The sequence below is a fragment of the Faunimonas sp. B44 genome, from assembly GCF_052655945.1.
Map to the genome: position 1 here is coordinate 417,184 of NZ_JBQYEX010000003.1, position 22,278 is coordinate 439,461.

The following is a 22,278-nucleotide window of genomic DNA, read 5'->3' on the forward strand; positions in this document are numbered from 1 at the left end:
CCCGCGGCGGCCGAGGCCGCCGCGGGAGCGTTAGGTTCAGCTGCCGTAGCGGCTGAAATGCTCGCCGCCGACGACGGCGTCCTGCATCGTCTTGCGGTCAGCCTCCGGCAGCGGGATCAGGCCGCGCTCGCCGAGATAGCCGTCCTCGCCGATGGAGTCCTCGCTCACATACTCCTCGACGAACTCGGTGAGGCCCGGAATCACGCCGCGATGGGCGTTCTTGACGTAGAAGAACAGCGGCCGGGAAACCTTGTATTCGCCAGTGGCGATGGTTTCCAGGGCCGGCTCGACGCCGTTCACCTTCACGGCCTTCAGCGTGTCCTCGTTCTCGTAAAGGAACGAATAGCCGAAGATGCCGACGGCATGCGCGTCCTGCTGCAGGCGCTGCACGATGAGGTTGTCGTTCTCGCCGGCCTCGATGAAGGGGCCGTCGGTGCGCATGCGCTGGCAGACTTGCTTCTTGCGGTCTCCGTCGAGCGCCTGGATGGCCTGGTACTCGGCGCAGCCCTCCTCCATGACGAGCTCGACGAACGCGTCGCGGGTGCCCGAGGTCGGCGGCGGGCCGAACACGGTGATCTGGTCGTCGGGGAGCGACGGGTCGATCTCGTTCCACCGCTTGAACGGGTTAGCGACGACCTGGCCGTCGACCTCGACCTCGGCGGCGAGCGCCTGGAAGATCTGGGCCTTGCTCAGGTCCATATCGGCGCCGTTGCGCGACACGGCGATCGAGAGGCCGTCGAAGCCGATCTGGGCTTCAGAGATGTCGGTCACGCCGTTCTGCTTGCAGAGCTCCCATTCCGATTCCTTCATCGCCCGGGAGGCGCCGGTGATGTCCGCGGTGGCCTCGCCGACCCCTTCGCAGAAGACCTTGAATCCGCCGCCCGTGCCGGTCGATTCCACGACGGGCGCGCGGCTGCCGGTCGTGCTCGCGAAGCGCTCCGCAACGGCCTGGCTGTACGGGAACACCGTCGAGGAGCCGACGATGCGGATCTGGTCGCGGGCGCCTTGCGCCGCGGCGCCGGATACGCCGGCGAGAGCGACCGCGCAGATGGCGGCGCCGGTGAGAAGCTTGCTAGTCACGGTGGGATCTCCCTGTGTTGATCCGTTCCGCCGAACCTTCGTCGGCTCAGCCGCTGCTTAGGTAGGCTTCGCCCTTGATGGCTATATTACAGCGCCGTGACATTTCGATGACTTCGGAACCCGTTCTGGAACAGGCTCTTAGGCTGCCCGGTCTGCACTAGAGGCCGGCGCCACCGGCATTTCGACGGTGAATTCGGCGCCCGAACCAGGCTCGCTTTCGATCAGGAGCTGGGCCTGGTGGCGGGCCAGGATGTGCTTCACGATCGCCAGTCCGAGCCCGGTGCCCTGGCGTTCGCGGCTCGCGCCGACATCGACACGGTAGAAGCGCTCCGTCAGCCGGGGAAGGTGCTCCGGCGGGATGCCGGGCCCGTAGTCCCGCACCGAGATGCGGACGCGCTTGCCCGCTCCTGCCGGCACCGCAGCGAGCCGCACATCGACCCGGCCACCGGCCGCGCCGTACTTGATGGCGTTCTCCATGAGGTTCTGGAAGACCTGCACGAGCTCGTCCGGGTCGCCCGTCACGAGCACCTTCTCCGGGGGCAGATCGATCCCGATTTCCACCCCGAACCGTTCCGCCACCGGAACCAGCGTGTCGGCGACGTGGCGCACGGTGCCTGCAACGTCGACGATCTCCGTCGGGCGGCGGTGCGCCCGCATCTCGAGCCGGCTCAGCGACAGGAGATCGTCCAGCAGGCGCCGCATCCGGTTCGCCTGCTCGAGCATGATGCGCAGGAACCGCTCGGCAGCCGCTGGGTCGTTTCGAGCGGGCCCCAGCAGCGTCTCGATGAAGCCGGTGAGCGAGGCGAGCGGCGTCCTGAGTTCATGGCTGGCATTGGCGACGAAGTCTGACCTGATCCTGGCCACGGCGAAGCGGTCGGTCGCGTCGTCGAACGTGACCAGTGCGAATTGGCCGGCACTGGACGGCTCCCGCAAGGGGGTGAACATGACCGCGAAAGTGCGGCCGCCCTGCCCGCCTTCCTGGAATTGAACCGCGGACGGCCGGCCGGCGACGATCGCCTTGATCGCGTCCGTGAATTCCGGGGTGCGGAACGTGAGGGCGAGCAGGTTTCCGATCCGGGTCGAGGGGAATGCCGATGCCGCCTTCTGGTTGAGGTAGCGAACGACGCCGGTGCGGTCGAGGACGATCGCAGGGTCGTGCAGCGCGTCGACGACCGCCTTCATCGGGGTCTCCGGCCAGACCGCTGCGCGTTCCGCCGCAGCCTGGCTCGCGCCCGAGGGGACCGGGACCGGCACCACGAGGGTGGCGAGCAGGACGACCATCCATCCTGCGAGCACGAACCCGCCGGAGGCGAGCCCGAGCAGCCATCCGAGTGCCAGCACCAGCGCCGACGCCGCGAGCGGCGCACGCGCGAAGGTGATCCGGTCGAGGATCTGGCCAACGAGGTCCTCTTCCCGGCCGCCGGTCGTTCTTCTGTCGGCCATTCCTCCCCCCGGGTGACCGAAGCTCAGTCGGGCATTCGGCCATGGTGGCCGATCTTATGCGACGTTCTTGCGAAAGCGCAGCAGGGTGAAGATGCCGAGCGGGCTCATCGGCGTCGTTTCCACGAGCGCCAGCCGCGTCTGCCCGGTCACCGCCTCGATCGGGAAGTCTGGATGCCAGCCGAGCCGGTGCGCATGCGGCGCCATGAAGCGCTCGATGGCCGCGCGCGGGCCGGACCGCGCCGCGAAATGGTTGACGAGCACGACGTCGCCGCCGGGACGCACCACCCGCTCCATCTCGGCGAGCACGCCCGGCACGTCGGGTACGACGGTAATCAGGAACATCGCGACGGCGGCGTCGAACGAGGCGTCCGCGAAGCCGAGCCGCGCCGCGTCCATGACGGCGACGCCGGTGACGTTCGACAGCCGATCTTCCCTGATGCGCCCCGCTGCCCGCATGAGCATCTCGTGCGAGAGATCAATGCCGGTGACCCGGCAGCCGCGATCATAGGCCGGCAGCGCGATGCCCGTCCCCACGCCGACTTCCAGGATGTGCGCGCCGGGCCGGCTGACCGCCCGGGCGGCGGCGAGCCGCCCGCTCTCCATCACCTTTCCGAAGACAAGGTCGTAGACGGGCGCCCAGCGTCGGTATGCGTCCCGCACCGATGTCGAATCGAGGCTTCTGGCGGCGTCTCTGTCTTCTGCCATTCCCTCTCCCGAGGCGGTCGCGGGCCCGTCGCTTTGCGGGCAAACCAGACCCGGCGCAGCCGGTTCCGTCAAGCGGGGCCGCTGCCGCCCGGGCTCGGAACGGGGGCCCGTTCGGCGATTTCGCCCCGCATCGTGCGGGCGCGGAGGGCGGAGCGATAGATCGCCTCGATGGCGCCCGCCATGTGGGCCAGCGAGAACTGCCCCTTCAGGCGAATGCGCCGTTCGGCGGCCTCGTTCGAGATCGGTCCCGGCTCGTCGAGCGCACGCCGCATCGCCGCCGCGAGCGCCGCCGCGCTCCCCGCCTCCACCAGCCGGTCCTCCTCGCCGGCGAAGATCTCCGGGATGCCGCCGACGCTGGTCGCGATCATCGGCAGGCCCGCCGCCGCGGCCTCGAGCACGATGTAGGGCAGCGATTCCGCGCGCGACGGCACGACGATCGTCCTGGCCCTGGCGAAGGCGACGCGCGCCGGCATCGGCGGCTCGAAGCGCACCGCCGCCGAGAGCCCTGCCCTGTCCACCTGCTCCCGGTAGCGCGCCATGTCTGCGGCTTCGCCGTCACCGACGAGGAGCGCGCGGATCGGCGGTCGGCCGGCGGCGACCTCGCGAAGCGCCTCGATGAAGAGGTCGACGCCCTTCAGGTCGCGCATCATGCCGATATAGAGGAAGTCGGCGGCATCCGGCCCGGGGACGACCGCCTCGAACTCCTCCGGCCGCAAACCGTTGTGAACGACATGCGCCGGGCAGCGCGGGAGGCCGACCTTGCTGCGATAGGTCTCCTGCTCGTAGCGGGAGACGTGGATGAGACCGTCCGTCAGGCGCTCCAGTGCGCGCTCGACCTTGAAGTAGATGCGGCCCTCGAGCGAGGCCGGATCGTAATGAAGGCTGCCGCCATGCGGCGCGTAGAAGGAACAGACAGGCCGCCCGTCCCGGCGCGCAAGGGCCGCCGCGAGCCGGCCGTACACTCCGCCCTTGGCGCCATGGGCGTGGATGACGTCGGGGCGCATCGCCGAGGCCAGCCGATGAACCTCGATCGTGGCCGGCACGTCCCGAGGGCCGATGGAGCGGCTCATCGGGATGCGCTGCACACCGTCAGCGAGGCGAGGGGCGAGCGCGGCGATCTGCTCGTCCTCGAAGGCGCCGCCGGTGGTGGAATCGCAGATGACGCCGACCCGGTGCCCAGCCGCCGACTGCGCCGTCGCGAGGTCGGCAATATGCCGGAAGATTCCGCCGATGGGCGATCTCACGACGTGCAGGATGGTGAGTTTCCGGCCGTTCATGCTCGTCCACCGCCTCGATTGGGCTCCGTCTAGCGCATGACGCTCTAAGCCGGCGTAAACGCGGAGCGCGATTGCCTCGCGCCGGGCCTTCGGCTAGCGGTGCGGAATGTCTGCCTTCCCTGGAAAGAGCCTGCCTGAGCCGAACGGCGCGAGCGCAGATCGCGGCGGCGGCTTCGCCTCGCTTCTCCGCCGCTGGCGCGCCGGCGAGATTCCGCCGCTCGTGATGGGCATCATCAACGTCACGCCGGATTCGTTTTCGGACGGCGGCAAGTTCGCCGATCACGAGAGGGCGATCGCCGAGGGGCGTCGCATGGTCGCCGACGGTGCGGCGATCCTCGACATCGGCGGGGAATCGACGCGCCCGAACGCCACACCTGTCCCGGAGAACGAGGAACGCCGACGTATCCTGCCGGTCATCGATGCGCTCGCCGGGCGGGAGGCGCTGATCTCGGCCGACACCATCAAGGCGAGCGTCGCCGCCGCAGCGCTCGACGCCGGCGCGCAGATCGTGAACGACATCCGTGGCCTCCAGGGCGATCCGGACATGGCGGCGGTCGCGGCGGCGGCCGGGGCCGGCCTCGTCATCATGCACAATCCGGGGCTCCTCGGCTCCTCCACCGGCACCGAAGGCGACCCGGTCCAAGCGTGCCTGGCCTTCTTCGAGACGTCGCTCGCGATCGCGGCGTGCGCCGGCGTGAAGGAGGACCGGATCGTGCTCGACCCCGGTTTCGGATTCGGGAAATCGACGGAGCAGCAGGTCCAGATGCTGGCGCGGTTCGACGAGTTCGGCGCACTCGGCTTCCCGGTCCTCGCCGGGATCTCGAGGAAGTCCATCCTCGGCAAGCTGACGGGGCGCGTCACCGAGGACCGGGTCACCGCCAGCACGGTGGCGCATTTCTCAAGCATGCTATCCGGCGCGGCGATCGTCCGGGCGCACGACGTCGTTCCCCATGTGGACGCGGCACGGATCGCCCATGCGATCCGGCGCGCAAGAGCAGAGCGAGCGACCTCGTGATCCGCAGCGTTCTCGGCCTCGGAGCCAATCTCGGCGACCGCATGGAGAATATCGGCGCGGCGATCGCGCGCCTCGCCGGCACCCCCCGCATCCACGTGGCGGCGGTATCGGCGCTCTATGAGACGCCGCCCTGGGGCCTGACGGACCAGCCGGCCTTCCTGAACGCAGCCGTCCGGATCGAGACGGATCTCGACCCGCACGCTTTGCTCGACACCGTCCTGGACGTCGAGCGCAGCCTCGGCCGCGAGCGCGACGAGCGGTGGGGGCCGCGCGTCATCGACATCGACATTCTCGTCTATGGCGAGATGAATGTGGAGGAGGACGGCCTCTCGATCCCTCACCCGCGGCTGGCGGAGCGGGCCTTTGCCCTCGCGCCTCTGGTCGACGTCTGGCCCGACGCGCGCATCGGCCACCGCACCGCCCGGGAGTGGCTCGCCCGCGCGGACCAGGCCGGCATGCGGTGCCTCGCGCGCGCCGGCTGGCATCAGGGCGCGGTCGAGGGCGTGGTAACGCCGATCGTGACGCTCACGTTGAACCCGACGATCGACGGTTCAAGCGAAGCCGAGCGCGTCCGGCCCACGCACAAGGTCCGGACCGAGCGGGAACGCTTCGATCCGGGCGGCGGCGGCATAAACGTCTCGCGCGTCGTGCACGAGCTCGGCGGCGACGCGCTCGCGATCGCGCTCGTCGGCGGAACGACGGGCGCGGTGCTCGACGAGCTCCTCGGCCGCGGAGACATTCCGCGGCGGCTCATCCAGATCGGCGGCCAGACGCGGGTGAGCTACATGGTCTTCGAGCGCTCAACGGGGCTCGAATACCGCTTCGTGCCGGACGGGCCGGAGGTTTCGGAGGCGGAGATCGCCGCCTGCCTCGATCTCGTGGAGAAGGTGCGCTGCCGCTATTTCGTGGCGAGCGGTAGCCTGCCCAGAGGCGTGCGGCCGGGGATCTATGCCGACATCGCGGATGCGGCGCGGAAGGCGGGTGCGAGGTTCATCCTCGACACTTCGGGACCGGCCCTGAAGGAGGCGCTCCGGCGCGGCGGGATCCACCTCGTGAAGCCGAGCCTTTCCGAGCTCGAGGCGTTTGCGGGCAAACCGCTGCCGACGGCCGCGGCGCAGGACGAGGCTGCACGCGGGCTGGTCGCGAGCGGCGCGGCGGAGATGGTCGCCCTCACGCTCGGCGCCGAAGGCGCTCTCCTCGCCACGAAGAACGAGACGGTGCGCCTCGTGGCACCGCCCGTGCAGGCCCGTTCGGCTGTCGGCGCCGGCGACAGCTTTCTCGGTGCGATGACTTTCGGGCTGGCCTCCGGAATGGCGCCTCGGGCGGCTTTCGGGCTCGGAGTCGCGGCCGGCGCGGCCGCGGTCCTGACGCCGGGGACGGAGCTCTGCCGCCGCGAGGACGTGGAACGCCTCGTCGCCGAGATGGGCGACCCGGCCGAAGCCGCGCTTCAGCCGAGATAGGCCTCGCTCGCGTAGCGGCGCATCATGCGCTGGCTGTTGAAGTAGTAGCCGATCTTGGCGATCGACTGTTTCATCATCCAGATCCAGCGCGCGCGGTCCTCGTACCAGAGCGGCAGCACGATGGTCTCGAGCTTGTCGTAGAGCTCCATCGCGGAATGCTCGCCGTTCTCGTGGTCCTTTCCGATGGCCCAGCCGGTCACGCCTTCCAGGCAGGCCTCCACCCACCAGCCGTCGAGCACGCTGAGATTGAGGACGCCGTTCAGTCCGGCCTTCATGCCGCTGGTGCCCGACGCCTCGTAGGGCGGCAACGGCGTGTTGAGCCAGATGTCGGCACCCGAAACGAGATAGCGCGCCAGCCCGAAATCGTAGTTCGGCAGGAAGGCGACCGTAACCGCGCCTTCGAGTTCTCGCATGCGCTGGTGAAGGAGCTCGATCAGGCGCTTGCCGTCCCAGTCCTTCGGATGGGCCTTGCCGGCCAGCACCACCTGGAACGGCCGCTTCGCCGCGATGCGGCGGAGCCGCTCGACATCGTAGAAGAGGAGGTCCGGCCGCTTGTAGCCGGTCATCCGGCGAGCGAAGGCGAGGATCGGGAGCGCCGGGTCGAGAGCCTTCCCGGTCAGCTCGGCTACCTTGGCCACGAGTTCGCCCTTCGCGGCCTGGTGGGCCTGCCAGATGGCCTCGTCCGACATCACGTCGGCGCGGGCGAGGATCTCCGGCTCGTGGCTCCAGCCGGGCGCCACGTCCTGGAAGATCTCGGCGACGCGCGGATGGGCCCAGGTCGCGGCATGAACGCCGTTGGTGATGGCCCGGATCTGATAGCCGGGAAACATGCGCTGGGTCGTTTCCGTGTGCCGCTGGGCCACGCCGTTGACGAAGCCGCTGAGGTTCAGCGCCAGGCAGGTCATGTTGAGCTCGTCCTTGCCGGCGAGGAGCTTCAGCTGGTCGATCTCGATAAAGGAGCCGAGCGTCCGCTCGACGAGATCGTAGGGGAAGCGATCGTGCCCGGCCTCGACGGGTGTATGCGTGGTGAAAATGCAGCGCGCCCTGACGGGATCGACCTCGTAGAGCAGCGCGCCGGCCCAGCTGCGGGTTCGGCGGCGCTGGTACTTGAGGATCGCGAGCGTCAGCAGCGCCGCATGGCCCTCGTTCAGATGGTATTTCGAGATCCGGAAGCCGAGCGCCCTCAGCATCTGCTCGCCGCCCAGGCCGAGCACGATCTCCTGCTTCAGACGATAGGCGTTGTCGCCGCCGTAGAGCCGGTCGGTGATGAGCCGGTCGCTCTCGGCGTTCTGCTCGACGTCGGTATCGAGCAGGATGACCGGGATGGTGTTGCCGAGCGGGGAAGTCAGCACGTGGAGCCACGGCCTCAGCCAGACCCGCCTGCCCTCGATCTCGACCGCCACCATCGCGCCGAGCGGCGTCGCCCATTCCGCCGGGTTCCAGGGATCGCCGTGCTCCACCTGGCGGCCGGCGGCGTCGATCTCCTGGCGCAAATGGCCGGAGCGGCTGACCAGTGTGACGAAGACTACCGGCAGGTCGAGGTCGGCGCAGGAGCGCGCAACGTCGCCGGCGAGCACGCCCAGGCCGCCGGCATAGGTGTGGATCGCGGGAGAGAGCGCGATCTCCATGCTGAAATAGGCGATCCGTCGCCTCAGGATGAACGTGTCGAGCGGGGCCATCGGGTGCCTTCAGGTCGCACCGAGGAAACATGGATTATCTGAACGTCGGATGACTTTTCCGCCTTCGATGCACCGGAAACGCTCACCCCCGCGACTCGAGTGCGCGCTCCACCGCCTCGATCAGCTGCCGCTCGGAAAAGGGCTTCGTCAGCCAGCCTGCAGGACAGGCGTCGGCCGCCCGGGTCTGAAGCGTCGGCTCCGAATGGGCGGTCGCGAAGACGCAAACGATGCCGAAGCGGCGGTGGATCTCCAGGGCTGCGTCCACCCCGTCCCGCGTCCCGCGCAGCCTGATGTCCATCAGAACGAGATCCGGACGCTCCCGCTCGGCCAGCGCCACCGCCTCGTCGGCGCTCGTAGCGGTGCCGACCACCCGATAGCCGCGTCCGGTAAGGATCGCCTCGCTCTCGATGGCGATGAACCACTCGTCCTCGACGATCATGATCCGGGGTTCGGGCGCCAGCCTCGCGACGCGCGCTTCCTGGCCGTCGATGCTCGTCTGCGTCTCGGTCGCGGCGCGGGAGCCGGCGGGGAGGCGCCCGTCGGGTCCGGACGCCGCAAGGCGGACCGCAGAAAGCCCGAGCAAGCCGGCAGGAGCCGCTCCCGCCTTCGTCCAGCGACCTTCCACTCCCGGGAAGCCTTCGGCCGCTGGGGCATAGGCTGCGTACCGCCGCATCACGGCGAGACCATCCCGCGCGCCTGATCGGGGAAGCGGAGGACGAACCCGTCCGCAAGCGGCGCGAGCGTCCCGCCGATCTGCTGGACGAGGCCGTCGACCGTCCGCCGATCTGAAACGCGGTCCCAGTCCGGCAGCCCGTCGCCGGAGCACGAGACGGCGATCTCGACCGCATCCCCATTCGAGCGGATCGCCAGGGCCAAGGTCCCGCTGCCGCGCGCCGAAATCCCGGCCGCGCCGGCGACCGCGAGCTCCGCCAGGATGATCGAGAGCGGGACCGCGAGATCGCTCGGGACGTCGCGGTCTTCCAGCGAGAGCGCGAGCTGAACGCCGGGCGTGTTCTCCAGGAGCGAACCCGTCAGGTTCTCGACGAGCGGCCGAAGCGGAACGGCGTCCATGCGGTCGGCGCTGTAGAGGATCTGCTGCGCCGCGCCGATGGCGAGCAGCCGGCGCCGGAGCATGGCGAGGAGGGCGAGAACGGCCGGCTCGGCGGCATTCCGACGCGCGCCGGCGAGCATCCCGAGAAGCATCTGCGTCGTGTTGCGGACGCGGTGGTGCAGCTCGTTCAGCATCGCCCGGCTCGCATCGAGCGCGCGGGCGAGAGCCGCCTCGGTCCTGCGGTGCTCGCGGATCTCGGCATCCAGCTCCCGCACCTTGCGGGTCAGCGTCAGGAACTGGTTGTCCTGCGCCGGCAGGACCCGAAGCAACAGGGCGGCGTCCGGAGATCCGGGGAGAAACACGGCCGCCCGGACAGGAACGCGCCGGCTCGACCCGTCCGCGCGGCGCAGCACAAGCGCGCCCGGCACCGGCATCGCCACGCCGGCTGCGACGTCGAGCAGCCGCAACAGCGCTGCACGGTCCTCGACCGCGTCGACCAGCGCAGTCGGGGAGTCTCCCCCGAGGAAGCTCATCCCCGAAGCATTCGCCTTCCGAATGGATCCGTCGCGGCTCAGAACGAAGATCGGCTCCTGCAGGAAGTTGAACAGTCTCTCGAATTCCATGGTGCGCTGAAGACCGGCCTCATCGCTCATGAACACGCCGATAGTATTCCCGTGCGCCCGGCTCCGGCTCACCCGGCGGTCGCAGGTGGACGACGACCACGCAGCCGGGATCACCTTGCGCAATCGATTGCGGAATAGCAATCCTCGCATAGCCGAGATTGTCCGCCGCAATGCGTCCGAACACGTTGGAGGTCATCATGCACAGCGAGGGGCGCCCGGCGACCATCTCGCCGAAGGGACAGCGCCGGTTGCCGAGGACGATGCGGTCCTCGGTCTCCTCGATGACGAAGAAATCGCCCTGGATCCGGCGCTTCAGATCGACGAGGACGTCCCGCACCTGGTCGGCACTCAGGCGGTCGACCTGGAGCGCACCGCGATAGCCGGCGTCCATGTCCCGCCCGATCGCATCGCCCACGATGCTGATATAGCCGGACGCTTCCTCGAGGCCGACGACCTCCTCGAGCGTGCCCGACAGTTCCCGCACCAGGGACCGGAGAAAGAAATCGCGCTCGAGGGGAAGGGCAACCTCGGCAACGGACGGCGAATTGCTCATCGCAAGGACCCGTCAGCAGTTCCGTCATGCCGCCCGATCTCTCCTACCCGCTGCGGCGGACGAGTTCAAGCGCCTCGGACGGGCTGTGGATGGCTACGATTCGAAAGGCAGCCCGACATAGTTTTCGGCGAGCGCCTTCGAGGCGGCGGGCGAGCCGGTGACGTAGTCGAGCTCGGCCAGCTGGACACGCCGCTCGAACGGGGTCGCACCGGGGAAGAGGTGGAGCATGGACGTCATCCACCAGGAGAAGCGCTGCGCCTTCCAGATGCGCCGCAGACAGGTCTGCGAATAGGCATGGAGCCGCTCGGACCGGCCGGTGCGGACATGGTCGGCGATGGCGCGCGCCAGCACGAAGACGTCGCCGACGGCGAGGTTCATGCCCTTTGCCCCGGTCGGCGGGACGATGTGGGCGGCGTCTCCGGCAAGGAACAGCCGGCCCTCCTGCATCGGCTCCACGACGAAGCTGCGCATCGGCGTGATGCCCTTTTGGAGCACGGAACCCTCCTGCAGGAGCGCCCTCTCCCCGTCGTCGAGCCGCATGTGGAGTTCCGCCCAGATCCGCGCGTCGGGCCAGTTCGCGATGTCGTCGTCCGGGTCGCACTGGAGGTAGAGCCGCGCCATTTCGGGAGTGCGCATGCTGTAGAGCGCGAAGCCGCTCTCGTGGCTGGCGTAGATCAGCTCGTCGGAGGGCGGCGGCGACTCGGCCAGGATGCCGAGCCAGCCGAACGGATAGCGCCGTTCGAAGACCTGCAGCCGGTGGGCCATAGCCGGCCGGCCGACGCCGTGGAACCCGTCGCAGGCGGCGACGAAGTCGCATTCCACCGCGCCCGTCCCGCTTTCGTGCTCGAAGGCGATGCGCGGCCGGGTCGTGTCGATGCCGGCGAAGGCGGTGGCGCGCGTCTCGAAGAGGATCTGCCCGCCGGCGGCGAGGCGCGCCGCGATCATGTCCTTCACGACCTCGTGCTGGCCGTAGACGGTGACGGCCTTTCCCCCGGTCAGCTCGCGGAAATCGATCCGGTGCCTCACGCCGGAGAAAGCGATCTCGATGCCGTCGTGGACGAGGCCCTCGCGGCGCATCCGGCCGCCCAGCCCGGCATCGTTGAGGAGGTCGACCGTGACCTGCTCCAGCACGCCGGCGCGGATCCGGTTCTCCACATAGCTGCGGCTGCGGTCCTCGAGGACGACCGACTCGATCCCTTCCAGATGCAGGAGGTGCGAAAGCAGGAGCCCGGCGGGGCCGGCCCCGATGATCCCGACCTGTGTCCGCATCCTCTCCTCCGCTTGCCTGCGCGCCCAGCCTTAAGCGCGGCCGCACGCGAGGGCGATGACGCAAACCCCACCGCGCTTGCCAATTCCCGCCTGCTGGAACCTACTCCAGCGTCCGCAGGGGATGGATCGCGGGGCCGTTCAGCACGCCCCCCTCCGGCGCGAATTGCGATCCGTGGCAGGGGCAGTCCCAGCAGACCTCGAACGGGTTCCATTCGAGCACGCAGCCGGTATGCGTGCACGTCGCCGAGTGCATGTAGAGGCGGCCGCTCTCGGCCTTGTAGGCCGCGACCTTCGTCATGCCCTGGCGGATGATTGCGCCGCGGCCGGGCTGCAGATCGTCGATGCTCCTGACCTCGCCGGGCGTGAGGTGGGCCGCGACATGGGCCGCGGCGTCGATGTTCTCCTTCAGGAATTCCCTGGCCGCACCCGTGGAGGTGGCCTTCCGGCGCGGGTCGAACGCCGCCGCCCAGGGATGCTCCCGGCCGAAGATCAGCTCCCGCAGGAGGATGCCTGCGGCGACCCCGTTCGTGATGCCCTGCCCCGAGTCGCCCGTGGCAACGTAGACTTCCGCGTTGCCGTGGTTGCGGCCGATGAAGGGCAGGCCGTCGAACGGCTCCATCACCTGGCCGGACCAGCGCCGCTCGACGGCGCCGAGGCTCGGGAAGAAGCCGCGCGCCCAGGCTTCCAGCCTTTCGAGCCTGTCCTGGATCTCGTCGGCACCGGCATGGCCGGTCTTGTGGTCCTCGCCGCCGACGATCAGGACATCCTGGCCGTCGTCGCGCGGCTGCAGGCGGACGTAGTGGTATGGATCGGCCGTGTCCCAGAAGAGAGCGTCCGGAACCGAGCCGTGCGGCACGGGTCCGGCGACCACGTAGGTGCGATAGGGCGCCTGCTTGCTGTGGATCGCGAGCCAGTCGTTGACCGGCGAGTTGGTCGCGATCACCGCCGCCTTGGCATGCACGGTGGCGCCGCCGACGCAACGGACCGTGACGCCGCCCTCTGCCTCGTCGACGCTCTCGACGGCGGTGTTGGCGTAAAGGCGTGCTCCGTCCCGCCGGAGCGCGGCGATGAGCCCGTTGAGGTATTTCCGCGGATGGAACCGGGCCTGCCCGCGGAACCGGATGCACGCCCGCCCCTCGGCGCCCGGAAGCGGCGCGGACGGGAGCAGCTCGGCCTCCTCGGCGCCGACCTCGCGGCAGGCGGCGAGCTCCCGGTCGAGCAGGTCGCGATCCTCCGCCGACGCGGCGAAGAGATAGCCGTCGACCCGCTGGAAGTCGCAGTCGATCTGCTCCGCCTCCACAATCGCCTCGACCCGGGCGATCGCCGCCACCTGGCTCTGGTGGAACGCGCGGGCATCCTCCAGGCCGTGCATTCCGATGAGCTCGTGATAGAAGTCGTCGCAGGCCGAAGCGAGATGCGCGGTCGTGCGGGAGGTCATGCCGCCCGTCAGCGGCCCGCGGTCGAGGACGATCACCGACCGCCCGGCGTGTGCGAGTTCATAGGCGGTGGAGAGCCCGGCGATCCCGGAGCCGACCACCGCGACGTCGGCACTGTCCTCGCCGGCGAGCGGCGGCGGTCCTTCGGCCGCATTCGTCTCCATCCAGAGTGAGGTGCTCCGTTCGGAACTCGAATTCATGCTGGTGCCCTGCCGTTCGTCGGTCCGGGCAGGAAACGGCAGGAAGAGGGAACCGTTCCGCGCCGGGCCCGGCCGGGATCAGCGCACCCGCCGGAGCGTGGCCGGCCGGCCGCGCACGAACACGCTGATCTCGTCCCGATCCTCGCCGATCGTGACAATGTAGACCTCCTTGCCGATCATGAAGACGATCCAGGGCGCGGTGGCGTCCCGGATGCGGATCGGATCCCACTGGAAGGGCTTCGCAGGATCGTCGTTCCCCTGCATCGTCCAGCGGTTGATGGTGAGCGTGATGCCGTCGCCGCTCCATCGGCCATCGAGGAAATGCAGCGCATCCGCCCGGTTGAAGCCGGTCAGCACGGTGAGCGCGAGCCCGGCGGCGAGGGTCCGCCCGAATGCGCGCCGAAACCGGTGGGATCCGGCCTGTCCGCTCATGCCCGGACACCGAGGCGCAGACCCGGCGCCGGCCGTTCCTGCACGACTTCGCGCCGGAAGCGGAAGAGGGCGGCCGGCCTCCCGCCGGTGGAGAGGCTCGAGCCGCCGGTCGGCTCCACGAGTTCGCCCTGCTCGACCAGGCGGCGGAAGTTCTGCTTGTGGAGCCTTCGGCCCGAGATCGCCTCGACCGTGCGCTGCAGCTCGGTGAGCGTGAAGGTCTCCGCCATCAGCTCGAAGACGACGGGACGGTACTTGAGCTTGCCGCGCAGGCGCGAAATCGCCGTAGCGAGGATCCGCCGGTGGTCGTGCAGCATCGGACGACCGAGATGCGCCCCGCCCGTCCTCGTCCGCGCGGGCGCCCTGCCGTCGCGAATCGCCTCCTCGACCAGCCCGGCCTCGTAGAGGAGCTCGAAGCGGTCGAGGACGCGCTCCTCGTCCCAGGGAAGTTCGTCTCCGCCGAAGGCGATCCGGACCCGATCCCGCCGGCTTTCCGCCCGCAGCGGATCGACCGCCTCCGCGCACCACGCCTCCAGACGGGGCAGGATGATCGACGCGATCAGGCGCGGTTCGTGCTCACGCCAGTCTTCCCAGGGAAAGTAGTCGTACCAGGGCCGCCACTGCGCGTGCGAGCGGGCGAGCGCATCGGCCGCGTCGGCCGACATGCGCGCGAGCGCCAGATAGCCGACCGACATCACGTGCGGCGCGGAATCGCCCGGCTCGGCGTGCCGGCCGCGGTCGCCGAACGTGTAGAGCTGCTCGACGTAGCCGAGCCTGAGCTCAGTCTGGGCGGCCACCCACTCCCTGAGGCCGATCTCCATCGTCCGGTGCCGCAAGGGGTCGAACGGGCCGAATGGCAGGCTCTCGAAGCGCTCCGGCTGCACCGGCTCGATGACGAGGATGAGGGGCGCGTTCTTCTCGACGGCCACGATCGCGGCGTTCAGTCCGACCTCGATGGCGGGCGGGCTTGCGGCCGGCCAGGCGGGGGCGGCCCCCTCAGTCATCCGAGACCGAGAGGGAGAAGACCGTTCCCTCGAAGCAGTCCGCGCCGCGGCCGATCCGCTCGATGGCCTGGTTCATCCGCCCTCCGCGCCCGAGGATCCCGTCGGCGAGGCTCACGAACCGCCGGTTCGGCGAGGCCTGCGGCGAGCGGCTGCGAAGCCGCCAGGCAATCTCCTCCTCGTCGAGATCGGGCCTGAGCGCGCACACCGCCGTGAACGCGGCCGCCGTCGAGCGGCTGACGCCGGCCCAGCAATGGATCACCAGGGGCCCTTCCTGGTCCCAGCTGCCCACGAAGTCGAGGAACCGCCGGACGTGGTCCTCGCCGGGGAGCACCAATCCCTCGGCCGGCTCGCTGATGTCGTTGAAGCCGAGGAACAGGTGGTCCGGCTCGGCGACGGTCTCCGGCCGGACGACCTGCGTCTGGTTGTTGATGAGGGTCACGATTCGGCGCGCCCCACAGACCGATACGGTGTCGTGCAGCCGTGACAGCGGACAGACGTGGATCGTGCTCATGACCGGGGCTCTCGGCGCGTACTCTACAAGGATGCTGCGGCCACGTCAGGCGTCCTGCCGGCTTCCGTGGCATCCGCGACGGCCTCGAGATAGCGCGATTCGGCCTCGGTCGCGGGCCAGGGCAGTAAAAGAGGCGAGAGATCGGCCCGAGGCAGCCCTTCCGGCCTGCCGAAATACCGACGCGCTTCGTCGACGGAGAAACCGGCGAGCTCCGTCGCCTCGAGATAGGCGGCGACCTGGTCGGCCTTCTTGATGGCGAGCGCAAGGCGCGGCGGAACCTCGGCGGGGAGGCCATGATGCACCCTGATCGCCTTCAGGAGCCGGCGCTCGACGGCCTTGTAGCCGTCGCCGAGGACCGCCTTGAAGGGCGAGATGATGTCGCCGATGACGTATTCCGGAGAGTCGTGGAGCAGCGCTGAGAGGCGCTCGACCGGCAGTGCGCCCGGACGGCGGAGGACGAGGATCTTCTCCACGAGAAGCGAGTGCTGCGCGACGGAGTAGGCGTGGTCGCCGCGTGTCTGGCCGTTCCAGCGTGCGACGCGCGCGAGGCCGTGCGCGATATCGGCGATCTCCACGTCGAGCGGCGATGGGTCGAGCAGATCGAGCCGCCGGCCGGACAGCATGCGCTGCCAGGCTCGCGGCGGGGCGCCGGTCCGGTCCGGCATCAGGGTTCGCCGACCGCCGGCCAGTCGTAGGTGGCCCAGCTCGGCAGCGCGACGTTCACCTCCTCCGAGCCGGCGCGGACCGGCAGCCCGAGATCGAGCGCCTCCCGGAGGCGGTCGAGGCGGACGAGGCCGATGCCGGTTCCGTTCGCGGACGTGCCGAGCCGCCCGAGAGACCTTTCGCCCGCCACGATCTCGGCGCCGCGCTCCGGCAGCTCGCGGCCGCCGTGCGCGCTGTGCACGGCCACGATGCGCCGGCGCGCGGTGCCGCGGTGGCGCATCCGGCTCACCACTTCCTGGCCGACATAGCAGCCCTTGTCGAAGGCCACGCCGTGGAGCGAATCCATCGCCGCGTCATGCGGAAAGGCGTCGCCGAACGCGAAATCGAGGCCGCCTTCCGGAACGGCGAGGGCGATCCGGTGAACGTGCCAGGCGTCCTGCTCGGCGTCCGTCATTTCCTCTTCCGGAGCTGCGATCCAGCGCGCGCCGAGATCGGGCAGGCGGGGGTCGCGGCGGCGGCCGCCTTCCGAGCCGCCCCAGGCCACGAAGACCGCGCGCTCCCCGGTCGGCTCGCCGATCTCGACGCGCGCCCTCAGCCGATAGAGCTTCAGGCGCTTCGCCAGCATCTCCCCTTCGTCCGCGCGCAGGTCGAAGGCGTAGCCGTCCGCCGCCTTGTGCAGGAGGAAGTCGGCCAGGATCTTCCCCTGCGGCGTGAGGAGCGCGCCGTAGCCGATGCCGCTGCGATCCACGGCACCCATGTCGAGGGTCAGCACGTTCTGGAGCAGCGCGGCGGCGTCAGGCCCGGCGATCGGGAGCACCGCGCGATCGTGGAGGCAGGCTGTCGGCATGGCGGTCCGGTTCTTCTGGCAAAGCGGGTCGTCCTAGGCTAGCGGACCGGAGCGGCTCGGCAAACACTCGACCTGGACGGCACGATGGCTTCCTTCGATCTCATTCTCCGCGGCGGCACGGTGGTGAACCAGGACGGCGTCGGCCGCCGCGATGTCGGCGTCGCCGGCGGACGGATCGCCGCGATCGGCGACCTCTCCGCCTCGGCCGGCGAGGTGGTGGACTGCACCGGCCTGCACGTGCTTCCGGGGGTGATCGACACGCAGGTGCATTTCCGAGAACCGGGGGCGGAGCACAAGGAAGACCTGGAGACGGGGTCCCTCGCCGCAGTCATGGGCGGGGTCACCGCCGTGTTCGAGATGCCGAACACCGCTCCCCTGACCGTCACGGCGGAAACGCTCGCCGACAAGCTCGCCCGCGCCCGCGGCCGCATGCATTGCGACCACGCCTTCTGGGTGGGCGGCACGGTCGATACGGTGCACGACATTCCGGAGCTGGAGCGCCTGCCCGGCTCGGCCGGCATCAAGGTCTTCATGGGCTCGTCCACCGGCAAGCTCCTCGTGGCCGAAGACGCGGGCGTGCGCGCGATCCTCCGCCAGACCCGGCGGCGCGCCGCCTTCCATTCGGAAGACGAGTTCAGGCTGCAGGAGCGGCTCGGCGAGCGCGTCCCCGGCGACCCGTCCAGCCATCCGGTCTGGCGCGACGAGGAGGCTGCGCTTTCCTGCACCAAGCGGCTGACGGCGATCGCCCGCGAGGAGGGCGCGCTCATCCACGTGCTGCACGTATCGACCGCGGAGGAGATGCAGTACCTCGCCGCCTGCAAGGACTACGCCTCGATCGAGGTGACGCCGCATCACCTGACGCTCTCGGCCGACGATTACGGCCGCCTCGGGACCTATCTGCAGATGAACCCGCCCGTCCGGGCGGCACGTCACCGCGACGGGATCTGGGCCGGTCTGGCCGACGGGACGGCGGATATTCTCGGCTCCGACCATGCACCCCACACCCACGAGGAGAAGGCGAAGCCCTATCCGCAATCGCCGTCCGGAATGCCCGGGGTGCAGACGCTCGTGCCCGTCACGCTCGACCATGTGGCGCGGGGCCGGCTCTCGATCGAGCGCTTCGTCGACATGACCAGCGCGGGGCCCGCGCGCCTCTTCGGCATCGTCGGCAAGGGCCGCATCGCGGTCGGCTACGATGCCGACTTCACCGTCGTCGACCTCCGGCGCGCGGTCACGATCGGGAACGACTGGATCGCGTCGCGCTGCGGCTGGACCCCCTACGACGGCATGGCGGTCACGGGATGGCCGGTCGGAACCGTCGTCCGGGGCCGGCGGGTCATGTGGGAAGGCGAACTCGTCGCGCCGGGCATCGGCCGTGCGGTGCGGTTCCAGGCCAGCCTGCGCCCCGACCGGTAACCAAGCAGCCGGTTAGCTTACAGCTCCTTAAGCCCGTCCTGCTAAGTTGCCTGATCGAAACGACGCTTGAGCGCCGGGGCGCCGATTGAATCAGAGCAGCGGCTATGCGGAAACCGGCCGACGTCTCCTGGCCGTGCTCCGCCACACCATGACAGCCGAGGACGAGCCCGCGCTCGCCCGCCGGGCGACCGCGCTCGCCTTCCTCATCCGGATGGCCAATGCCGTCCTCGTCTATGGCTCGCAGGTCGTGCTGGCGCGGCTGATGGGGCAGTTCGAGTACGGCGTGTTCGCCTATACCTGGGTGTGGTTCCTGGTGATCGGAACCGTCGCGAACCTCGGCTTCGCGGAGTCCCCGATCCGCTACATCCCCGAGTTCCGGGAACGCGGCGAGCTCGAGAACCTGCGCGGCTTCCTGCGGCTCGGCTGGGTGGTCGTGCTGGTGGCCGCGATCGGTTTCGGCCTGGTCGGGGCGGCCGCGATCACGCTCGCCGACCCGTACATCGAGCATGCCTACGTGCTGCCGATGCTGTTCATGCTGGTCGGCCTGCCCTTCGCCTCGCTGCAGGGATTCCTGGAAGGCGTCGCGCGGGCCTATTCCTGGACGATGCCGGCGCTTTTCCCCGTCTACATCATGCGGCATGGGCTCCTGCTGGTGCTGATGGTGGCCGCGGTCGCGCTCGGCGCCGATGCGACCGCGGCGACGGCCTATGTCTGCCTCACGGCGACGCTCGCCATCTCGCTCGCCGCGCAATGGTGGAGCATCGCGCGCCGGCTCTCGAAGGTGGTCGAGGCGGGCGGCCGGTCCTATCGCCGCGCGGAATGGATCAGGGGCTCGATCCCCTTCTCGGTCATGTACGGCACCGCGCAGCTCTTCGCCTTCGCCGACGTGCTCGTGCTCTCCTTCTTCGTGAGTCCCGAGGAGCTCGCCGTCTACTTTGCCGCGACGCGCATCATCCAGGTGATCCAGCTCATCCCCTATGCGGCGTCGGTCGGAACGGCGCAGCTCTTTTCCGCCAATCACGCGCTCGGCAATTTCGACCGGCTCAAGCGGATCACGCACGAGGTCACGTTCTGGACGACCGCCCTCTCGGTCGTGGTCGCCGCAGCCGTGATCGCCGGCGGCCATCTCCTTCTCGGCATGTTCGGCCGCGACTACGACGCCGGCTACATGACGCTCCTCATCCTCAGCGTCGGCCTCATCGTGCGCGTTGCGGCGGGCCCGGCCGAGGACCTGCTCAACATGACCGGGCACGCCGCATGGGCGGCATGGACCTATGTAGCGACGATCGTCGTCAACATCGCGCTGAACGTCGCGCTCATCATCCCGTTCGGGATCGCGGGCGCGGCACTCGGGACCTCCGCAGCGCTCTGCCTGCGGGCGTTCTGGCTAGCCATCGCGGCGCGCAGCCGGCTCGGCATCGACACCACGATCATCTCGGCCAGACCCTCCACTGAGGCGCTGAAGGGGCTGCTGCCGGCGCGGGACGCGCCCACGCCTGCCGAGTGAGCATCAGTCGCCGGCGACGAAGAAGCGCCAGGCGCCGTCCGGCGAAATCCCCACCCGGAAGAAGATGTAGGCGCCGTAGGACCGCATCTCCTGATAGTCGGCCGAGGTGAGGATCGTGTACATCTCGACCATCTGCTCGGGCGTCAGCGCGTCGAGCGGGTAATGGGCGAAGTACGGCCAGACGAACATGTCCCCTGCCGAGCCCTCCTCGACGCGGACGAAGCCGGCCTCCAGGATCTCGAGCAGGATCGCCAGGATTTCCCGCCCCTCGGGATCGCCCGACAGGCTCTGGAGGTATTCGATCGGATCCTCGAGCTCCGCGTCGAAGGCGAAGCTCGGCGGCTCGGACTGGCGTTCAATGAGCGGCCGCAGCCTTTCCAGGTCGCCCGACCGGGCCGCCTCCATCAGGTCGCTCCACGTCCTGCGCGCAGCCTCCGTCATCTGGTCCGGCGACCTGAGGATCTCCGGCGCGCCTGGCACGGACGGCGGCATCGGCTGCACGATGATGCGATCGTTGGCCTGAGGCGGCGCTTCGGTGGATGGTCCTCCGGCGTCCGGCGAGGATTGCGGCGTGCCCGGGCCGTCACCCGGCGCAGGCGACGATTCGGGTGCGGGCACCGCCTCCCCCGGAGCCGTCTCGGGCGCGACATCGGGGACCCCTTCCTCGGGAGCCGCTTCGTCGCCGTCCTCGGGAGCGGACGGCGCGTCCGGAGTCGCGGGCGCTGCATCGGGCGGCGGGACTGGTTCCGCAAGGTCGGGCGCGGACTCCCCGGGCGGCTGCGCGTCGGGCGACATGCCCTCCGGCGTGCCGGAGTCCGGCGGCATGGCGTCCGGAGGCGCGGCCTCCGGGGCGAGGTCGCGCGGCGGGGTGACGCCGCCCGGCGCGATCTCCGGCGCGGGCGCCGACGGAAGCCCCGTCCCTGCCTGGGCGAGCCGGACCGCTCCGGCCTGCGGCTCGGCGGACGCACTGCCGTGCACAGAATGCAAGGCGAGACAGGCGATGGTCAGTGCGGGAACCAGTCGTGCCGATTTCATGCGTGACCTCCGCGGACGCTGGTGCATTTCATTTCCGAAAAGTGTTACCGATCGCGGCGGCATCCTGAAAGCGCGGATGAGCAACACGTCACCCTGCACGGACGCCGGATGTCTCCCCTGATCCACGTACTGCTGGGTGCGCTGATCGGCCTCGCCGTCTCGATCCCCGTCGGCAGCGTCGCGATCCTCACCGCAGAGCGGGCCCTGCACCACGGCTTCGCGGCAGCCCTCGTGACCGCATCGGGCGGGGCGCTCGCCGACACCATCTTCGCCGCGATCGCCGCCTTCGGCGTGACGGCGATCTCGGACGAAATCCAGGAGCATTCGGTCATGCTGCAGCTGATCGGATCGGCCGTGCTGGTCTTCGTCGGCTGGCGGATGGCGCGACGGGCGCAGCGCCTCAGGGTGCCGGGGACCGCCAGCAAGCGGCAGGGGTTCGGCGCCTTCGCCGGCGCGTTCATGCTGACGATCACGAATCCGGGCGCCCTGCTCGGCTCGGCCGTGCTGTTCTCGTCCCTGGGCCATTACGCACCCGAGGAAGGCGATCTGATGGCCGCGCTCTCGCTCGTCATCGGCGTGGCGCTCGGCTGCGCCGCCTGGTGGACCGTGGTCGCAGGGACCATCGTCACCCACAGGCACAGGCTCGCCGAGGACTGGCTCAACCGCCTAAGCCACTGGGCGGGCTACGTGCTTATCGGATTCGCCGTGCTCATCCTCGCCCAGCTCGGGCTGCGTCTCTCAGTTTAGGAGGACCGGGGCGGTGAATTCGCCGCCGAGGATCCGTTCCGACAGCCGGCCGGCGAAGGCTGCCGTGGCATCCTCGCCATAGATCTCCACGAGATTGCGGAGCGCGGTGAAGAGGGAGACGTGGGCGAGCACTTCGGGCTCGACGCCTGCCCCCGAGGCTTCGCGCCAGGTTTCGAACACCAGCCGAAGCGCTTCCCGCTTCTGCTCGGCGATGTCGTCCATTTCGTCCGCTTCGATCGAATGCTGCACGATTCCCCCCTGTCCGGCAGAATTCGGCATAACACGGCGACCGGCTGCCGGGCGAGGAAGGGTAAGAAATCGTTAACGG

Annotated in this window: 22 protein-coding genes; 5 read left to right on the forward strand and 17 right to left on the reverse strand. The window is 69.6% G+C overall.

The genetic code is table 11. The features are described 5' to 3' along the window. Window positions 1–36 precede the first annotated feature (36 nt). The 4 genes from ACUN0C_RS08125 to ACUN0C_RS08140 form a co-directional block, all read right to left on the reverse strand. The gene (locus ACUN0C_RS08125; protein ID WP_445465828.1) at window positions 37–1,080 is read right to left on the reverse strand and encodes a PstS family phosphate ABC transporter substrate-binding protein; all 1,044 of its coding nucleotides are present in this window, start codon (window positions 1,078–1,080) and stop codon (window positions 37–39) included. 138 nt (window positions 1,081–1,218) lie between these two features. Continuing rightward, window positions 1,219–2,523 carry an ATP-binding protein gene (locus tag ACUN0C_RS08130; protein ID WP_445465829.1) on the reverse strand — a complete coding sequence of 435 codons (1,305 nt, stop codon included), beginning with the start codon at window positions 2,521–2,523 and terminating at the stop codon, window positions 1,219–1,221. Between the two features lie 54 nt (window positions 2,524–2,577). After that, entirely contained in the window at window positions 2,578–3,228 is a 651-nt protein-coding gene (locus tag ACUN0C_RS08135; protein WP_445465830.1) for a class I SAM-dependent methyltransferase, read from the reverse strand. 68 nt (window positions 3,229–3,296) lie between these two features. After that, window positions 3,297–4,505, reverse strand: coding sequence for a glycosyltransferase family 4 protein (locus ACUN0C_RS08140; protein WP_445465831.1), 1,209 nt, complete (start codon window positions 4,503–4,505; stop codon window positions 3,297–3,299). Window positions 4,506–4,611: 106 nt separating this feature from the next. Here ACUN0C_RS08140 and folP point away from each other — a divergent pair, with 106 nt between their 5' ends. Beyond that, window positions 4,612–5,520: a dihydropteroate synthase gene (gene folP, locus ACUN0C_RS08145; protein ID WP_445465832.1), complete on the forward strand. Its 909-nt coding sequence runs from the start codon at window positions 4,612–4,614 to the stop codon at window positions 5,518–5,520. Continuing rightward, on the forward strand, window positions 5,517–6,980 hold the full coding sequence (folK, locus tag ACUN0C_RS08150; RefSeq protein WP_445465833.1) for a 2-amino-4-hydroxy-6-hydroxymethyldihydropteridine diphosphokinase: 1,464 nt from the start codon (window positions 5,517–5,519) through the stop codon (window positions 6,978–6,980). The genes folP and folK overlap by 4 nt, the downstream gene beginning before the upstream one ends. Here folK and glgP read toward each other — a convergent pair. From glgP to ygfZ, 11 genes are all read right to left on the reverse strand, one after another. Further along, on the reverse strand, window positions 6,968–8,659 hold the full coding sequence (glgP, locus tag ACUN0C_RS08155; protein ID WP_445465834.1) for an alpha-glucan family phosphorylase: 1,692 nt from the start codon (window positions 8,657–8,659) through the stop codon (window positions 6,968–6,970). The two genes, folK and glgP, sit on opposite strands and share 13 nt — an antisense overlap. An 82-nt stretch (window positions 8,660–8,741) precedes the next feature. Further along, a complete protein-coding gene (locus ACUN0C_RS08160; protein ID WP_445465835.1) occupies window positions 8,742–9,332 on the reverse strand; it encodes a response regulator in 591 nt (196 codons plus the stop codon). Then, window positions 9,332–10,363 (reverse strand): histidine kinase dimerization/phosphoacceptor domain -containing protein, encoded by a 1,032-nt coding sequence (locus ACUN0C_RS08165; RefSeq protein ID WP_445465836.1) that lies wholly within the window; start codon window positions 10,361–10,363, stop codon window positions 9,332–9,334. The genes ACUN0C_RS08160 and ACUN0C_RS08165 overlap by 1 nt, the downstream gene beginning before the upstream one ends. Beyond that, window positions 10,353–10,886, reverse strand: a complete 534-nt coding sequence (locus ACUN0C_RS08170; protein WP_445465837.1) for a methanogen output domain 1-containing protein — start codon at window positions 10,884–10,886, stop codon at window positions 10,353–10,355. Before ACUN0C_RS08170 ends, ACUN0C_RS08165 begins: the two co-directional genes overlap by 11 nt. A gap of 93 nt (window positions 10,887–10,979) precedes the next feature. Further along, window positions 10,980–12,155, reverse strand: a complete 1,176-nt coding sequence (locus ACUN0C_RS08175; protein WP_445465838.1) for a 4-hydroxybenzoate 3-monooxygenase — start codon at window positions 12,153–12,155, stop codon at window positions 10,980–10,982. A 100-nt stretch (window positions 12,156–12,255) separates the two neighbouring features. Beyond that, a complete protein-coding gene (locus ACUN0C_RS08180; protein WP_445465839.1) occupies window positions 12,256–13,791 on the reverse strand; it encodes an FAD-dependent oxidoreductase in 1,536 nt (511 codons plus the stop codon). 78 nt (window positions 13,792–13,869) lie between these two features. Then, window positions 13,870–14,223, reverse strand: a complete 354-nt coding sequence (locus tag ACUN0C_RS08185; protein WP_445465840.1) for a hypothetical protein — start codon at window positions 14,221–14,223, stop codon at window positions 13,870–13,872. Beyond that, complete coding sequence (locus tag ACUN0C_RS08190) at window positions 14,220–15,224, reverse strand: NUDIX hydrolase (RefSeq protein ID WP_445465841.1); 1,005 nt, start codon at window positions 15,222–15,224, stop codon at window positions 14,220–14,222. The genes ACUN0C_RS08185 and ACUN0C_RS08190 overlap by 4 nt, the downstream gene beginning before the upstream one ends. Continuing rightward, the gene (locus ACUN0C_RS08195; protein WP_445465842.1) at window positions 15,217–15,735 is read right to left on the reverse strand and encodes a tyrosine phosphatase family protein; all 519 of its coding nucleotides are present in this window, start codon (window positions 15,733–15,735) and stop codon (window positions 15,217–15,219) included. Before ACUN0C_RS08195 ends, ACUN0C_RS08190 begins: the two co-directional genes overlap by 8 nt. A 23-nt stretch (window positions 15,736–15,758) precedes the next feature. Next, a complete protein-coding gene (locus ACUN0C_RS08200) occupies window positions 15,759–16,400 on the reverse strand; it encodes a hydrolase (RefSeq protein WP_445465843.1) in 642 nt (213 codons plus the stop codon). Further along, on the reverse strand, window positions 16,400–17,245 hold the full coding sequence (gene ygfZ / locus ACUN0C_RS08205) for a CAF17-like 4Fe-4S cluster assembly/insertion protein YgfZ (protein WP_445465844.1): 846 nt from the start codon (window positions 17,243–17,245) through the stop codon (window positions 16,400–16,402). Before ygfZ ends, ACUN0C_RS08200 begins: the two co-directional genes overlap by 1 nt. Window positions 17,246–17,329: 84 nt before the next feature. Between ygfZ and ACUN0C_RS08210 the strand changes: the two genes are divergently transcribed. Continuing rightward, window positions 17,330–18,661 (forward strand): dihydroorotase, encoded by a 1,332-nt coding sequence (locus ACUN0C_RS08210; RefSeq protein WP_445465845.1) that lies wholly within the window; start codon window positions 17,330–17,332, stop codon window positions 18,659–18,661. An 85-nt stretch (window positions 18,662–18,746) separates the two neighbouring features. Continuing rightward, the gene (locus ACUN0C_RS08215; protein WP_445465846.1) at window positions 18,747–20,168 is read left to right on the forward strand and encodes a lipopolysaccharide biosynthesis protein; all 1,422 of its coding nucleotides are present in this window, start codon (window positions 18,747–18,749) and stop codon (window positions 20,166–20,168) included. A gap of 3 nt (window positions 20,169–20,171) precedes the next feature. On the opposite strand, the gene ACUN0C_RS08220 is transcribed toward ACUN0C_RS08215, so the two are convergent. Next, window positions 20,172–21,203: a hypothetical protein gene (locus ACUN0C_RS08220; protein ID WP_445465847.1), complete on the reverse strand. Its 1,032-nt coding sequence runs from the start codon at window positions 21,201–21,203 to the stop codon at window positions 20,172–20,174. 108 nt (window positions 21,204–21,311) lie between these two features. Between ACUN0C_RS08220 and ACUN0C_RS08225 the strand changes: the two genes are divergently transcribed. After that, entirely contained in the window at window positions 21,312–21,950 is a 639-nt protein-coding gene (locus ACUN0C_RS08225) for a LysE family translocator (RefSeq protein WP_445465848.1), read from the forward strand. Here ACUN0C_RS08225 and ACUN0C_RS08230 read toward each other — a convergent pair. Next, window positions 21,942–22,199 (reverse strand): hypothetical protein, encoded by a 258-nt coding sequence (locus ACUN0C_RS08230; RefSeq protein WP_445465849.1) that lies wholly within the window; start codon window positions 22,197–22,199, stop codon window positions 21,942–21,944. The genes ACUN0C_RS08225 and ACUN0C_RS08230 overlap by 9 nt on opposite strands. Between the last annotated feature and the right edge of the window lie 79 nt (window positions 22,200–22,278).